This is a genomic window from Microbacterium sp. (genome assembly GCF_035554235.1).
GTDB lineage: Bacteria > Actinomycetota > Actinomycetes > Actinomycetales > Microbacteriaceae > Microbacterium.
Map to the genome: position 1 here is coordinate 1 of NZ_DATMIO010000061.1, position 4,321 is coordinate 4,321.

Below are 4,321 nucleotides of genomic sequence, written 5' to 3' on the forward strand. Positions count from 1 at the left end.
CGAGTCGTCGTCGAGCCCGCGGATCAGTCCCTCGGCGAGCGGCGCGGCCAGCACCGCGCGGGCGTCGCCGACGAGGCGAGCGACATGGGCGGCGAGGTTTTGCATACCCACAGTCTCACAGTGACCACCGACATTCGAGACCCCGGAACCAAGCGCTGATCGGGCATTCTGTGGATAACTCCAGCCTGGGGAGGAAGCGGTGGCGATGCGAGGTTCGCGGGCAAGAGTAAGGGCCGGTCGGAGAGGCTTCCAACCGGCCCTTGTCCCTTGCACCAAGAGTGTCCTGCAATCACATGTCGGTAGCTGCCACAGCAAAACAACTACCGTGCTTGCACTCTATAACGACAAGGTAACGGAAGGGAAGAGGCGGCCGTTATCTTTTTGTGATTCTTTCGCAAGGTGCTCGGCAGGTGCCCTGGCGATTCGTCTCAGCCCGCCGCGGCGGCGATCTCGTTGGGGGTGACCTCGAGTTCGCTGGTCGCCACGATCTCGCCCGTGGTGAGATCGAAAGCGTGGATGCTGTTCGCGGCCGGCTCGGTGACGTACGCGATGTCGCCGGAGACCACGATGGCGGGGTGCGGGTCTTGCCACTCGGCCGGGCCCTCCCATGCCTCGATGACCGGGAACGCCTCGATGATCTCGCCCGTCGCGGGATCGAGCACATGGATCGAGCCGTCGGTGGCGAGGATGTAGGCGAGGTCGTTCGGTCCACGGGCGACGTCGCGGAAGGTGTACTCGACGCCCTCCGGAAGGTCTACCACCTCGAGGGTCCGAGCGGCGGTGTCGATCAGCGTGACGGCGCTGAGCAGATAGCCTTCGGCGTCCGGGTCGTTCTTGTAGTCGCCGACGACGATGGGGCTGGTCTCGCTGACGTAGGCATTGCCCACGCGACCATAGGGCTGGTCGGGTGCGGCGAGCTTGACGATCTCACCGTCGGTATAGACGATGGCGCCGTTCTCGCAGCCGAAGACGACGGCTTCGTTCTCGGCTGTGCCTTCGCCGTGCACGCCGGGGCACTGGTCGCTTTCGGCGATCAACGCGCCGGTCGTCTCGTGCACCGAGATACCGCTTCTCCCCTCGGCATTCCCGACGGTGGTGAGGAAGGTCCCGTCGTCGAGGAGGACAGAGACGCCGTGGTGCGCCTCGACGCCTTCGATCGTCTCGACCTCTGGCCGTTCTTCGGATGCCGCGAGGGCGGCCGTGTCGAAGACGGTGGTGTCGCTGGTTCCGTCCGCGTAGAGGATGGTCTTGCCGCCGTGCCGGACGACGTGTCCGGGTGCATTTGCTTCGAAGATGATGTCCGTCAGCGCGGGTTCGCCGGGCGTTCCGGCGGCGGTATCGAGCACCTGGAAGCCTTCGCTCATGGTGACCATGACGTGCCGGTCATCACCCGCGGGGTTCAGCCTGGTGAACTCTTCCGAGTCCAGGTCGGCGACGACATTGAGGGACTGCCCGTCGAGCACGAGGATGCCGCCTTCGTAGGCGACCGCGACGCGGGCGCCGGACTCGGTGGCAGGAATCGAGCTGCTGCCGCTCTCGGGCGCGGAGCCCGCGTCGTCGCCTGAGGAGCAAGCGGCGAGCGTCGCGACCGCTCCGATGGCGAGGGCGGTCATGCCCGCGCGGCGAATGTGGGAGGTGCGCATGGATTCTTCTTTCTTCTGGTGTGGCTGGGTGCTCAGGGGAAGAGGATGCTGGTGGACGCCACGACAAGCGGAATGTCGTTCAACGTCCCGTCTCCGCCGTGAACGTCGGCGAGCCGACGGTGTCGAAGGCGCGTGCGATGCGTGCGTTGTCGACGAAGTCGATCTCATACAGCCGTCGCTCGACAGGCCCGCTGAGGTAGGCCCGCTGCTGGTCGGCGATCAGTGCGGGAACATGGCCTGCCGCGATGGAGTCGGCGACGAGCGGTGCGGTCTCGGCGAGGATTGCGCCGTCCTCGCCGTTCAACACGAGCATTCGACCGTCGGCGGCCAGCGCGAGCACGTGCTCGTCGTCGTCGTCGACCGCGGTCACACCCACGAGCGGCGCCGGGGCGGGCAGGAGCGTCCATGATCGCTCCCGGGTGTCGAGCAGCCAGACGCCGTCGGTGTCGGCGAGGGATGCGACTGCCGGGCGTCCCTCGCGGTTGGTGAACGCGGTCGCCGCTGCCGCCGTCGTACCGGCGGGATACGGGATCCGCTCGAGCGTGAGTTCTCTCTGCTGCACCGTGGCGAGCAGGGCGCCGTCGCGGCATCCGATCACCGCACCGACGCGGGTCGCGATGGTTCCGGCGGCGTCGACGCAGGGTTCTTCGAGGCCGGTCGGTTCGCCGTCGGAGGTGTAGGCGGCGACAGACGCGGTGGCGCCGTTCTCCGCTCGGGTGACGAGCGCGAACGAGCCGATCGGCACGACCATTCCGTTGTGCGGGGAGGTGTGGAGCCGGAACCGCTCGACCAACTCACCCTCCGACAGCGCTTCGGTGTCGAGCAGCACGGCGTCACCCGAGTCGGCGAAGAACACGCCGGTGCCGCCGGTGCTCGACAGGTTCGTCGTCGCAACGACCGCCGGACCGTCGCCCTCCAGCGGCCCGAGAAGACGCGGATCGGACCGGTAGTAGTGGGAATGGTCGCCGTGATCCCACGTCCATGCTCCGCTGTCGACGATCTCGATGCCCGCCTTCGTCTGTGCGAACAGGTACCGACCATCCGTGGTCACCGCAGTCGGTGCGCCGACGGTGCCGAGGTCACTGACGCTTTCGTCGAGCAGGTCGAGGTGGGTCACCGTCCCGGCCGCGTCGATGGTCGTGAGACCGAGCGGGGGCTCGGCGGTTTCGGCCGCGTCGGCCACAACACCCTGACCTCCCGCGGCGGGGCCTTGGTTCGACGTGTCGGGGGGGACGGCTGCGGGGTCACCGGCGCAGGCGGCAAGGGTCAGGCTGATCGCGCCGGCGGCGGTGAGACGGAGGAGGCGGGAGCGCAAGGAGGTCCTGCCAGCCCATCGGTGAGAGGTGGTCACGCATCCGACCGTAGCCATAATGAGAATGATTCTCAAACTCATGAACTCGCGCCGGACCGAGGCACGTCCCTGGAGTTGCACTGAGGACGCACATTCTCTACGTGTAGATGTGAGGGAATGAGAATGCTCGTTCCCGTCATCGAATGAGGGAGAACCATGGGTTACATCACCGTCGGCACCGAGAACTCGACGCCGATCGAGCTGTACTACGAGGACCACGGGTCGGGTCAGGCCGCCGTCCTCATCCACGGCTACCCGCTCGACGGGTCGTCGTGGGAGCGCCAGGCCCGTGAGCTGCGCGCCGCCGGCTACCGGGTGATCACCTACGATCGCCGCGGCTTCGGCAAGTCGTCCAAGGTCGAGACCGGCTACGACTGCGACACCTTCGCGCGCGACCTCGACGTCGTGCTCACGACCCTCGACCTCACCGACGTGATCCTCGTCGGCTTCTCGATGGGCACCGGCGAGCTCGCGCGCTACGCCACGCTCTTCGGCACCGATCGAATCGCCAAATTCGCCTTCCTGGCCTCGCTCGAGCCGGGCATGCTCGGCCAGGGCGTGCCGCAGTCGGTCTTCGACGGCATCGCTGCAACGGCGAAAGCCGACCGCTTCGCCTGGTTCACGCAGTTCTACAAGGACTTCTATAACCTCGACGAGAACCTCGGCACCCGAATCTCACAGGAAGCGGTCACCGCGAGCTGGAACACCGCGGTCGGCAGCGCTCCGGTCGCCGCATACGCGGTCGTGCCGACCTGGATCGAGGATTTCACGGCGGACATCGCGGCGGTGAAGGCGAGCGGAAAGCCTGCGCTCATCGCCCACGGCACAGCCGACCGCATCCTGCAGATCGATGCGACGGGCCGCCCATTCCACGCGGCCCTGCCCGAGGCCGAGTACCACGAGATCGCTGGGGCCCCGCACGGCATGCTGTGGACGCACGCCGACGAGATCAACGCGGTGCTGCTGCCGTTCGTGCAGAAGTAGCTGCTTCGGGGGTTCGAAACGCCCGCTGCGCAACTCGGCGCGCAAATCGTGGGCGATCTCCTGAATGTCATCGACCCGCACCCCGGGTTGCGGCATCCTGGTGCAATGCGACAGCCCGGAGACAACCACGGTCAGCATGCTGACGGAGGCTTGCCGGTATCCGACGAGTCGACGCGGGTATCCACGTTCGAGCTGTTCTTCGATCTGGTCTACGTCTTCGCTTTCACTCAGGTCACGGCGCTGATGGCGGAATCGCACAGCGCGTTCGGTGTGCTGCAGGGGCTTGTGCTGCTGGGGCTGCTCTGGTGGACGTGGGTTTCGTATTGCTGGCTCGCGAATCAGT

General features: G+C 66.7%; 4 protein-coding genes. 2 read left to right on the forward strand and 2 right to left on the reverse strand.

Annotated elements, in window-relative coordinates; all coding sequences use genetic code 11:
* Positions 1-428 precede the first annotated feature (428 nt).
* Positions 429-1,643, reverse strand: coding sequence for a zinc metallochaperone AztD (gene aztD / locus VNT50_RS02990; protein WP_325483613.1), 1,215 nt, complete (start codon positions 1,641-1,643; stop codon positions 429-431).
* A gap of 79 nt (positions 1,644-1,722) precedes the next feature.
* Entirely contained in the window at positions 1,723-2,994 is a 1,272-nt protein-coding gene (locus VNT50_RS02995) for an ABC transporter (RefSeq protein WP_325483614.1), read from the reverse strand.
* 156 nt (positions 2,995-3,150) lie between these two features.
* Between VNT50_RS02995 and VNT50_RS03000 the strand changes: the two genes are divergently transcribed.
* Both VNT50_RS03000 and VNT50_RS03005 read left to right on the forward strand, forming a co-directional pair.
* Entirely contained in the window at positions 3,151-3,978 is an 828-nt protein-coding gene (locus VNT50_RS03000; protein WP_325483615.1) for an alpha/beta fold hydrolase, read from the forward strand.
* Between the two features lie 48 nt (positions 3,979-4,026).
* The coding region (locus tag VNT50_RS03005; protein WP_325483616.1) for a low temperature requirement protein A at positions 4,027-4,321 on the forward strand (295 nt) is incomplete at its 3' end.

Bases quoted from the DNA above. Each gene is read 5' to 3' on its own strand.
- VNT50_RS03000 (WP_325483615.1), top strand. From the start codon at position 3,151: ATGGGTTACATCACCGTCGGCACCGAGAACTCGACGCCGATCGAGCTG.
- aztD (WP_325483613.1), bottom strand. From the start codon at position 1,643: ATGCGCACCTCCCACATTCGCCGCGCGGGCATGACCGCCCTCGCCATC.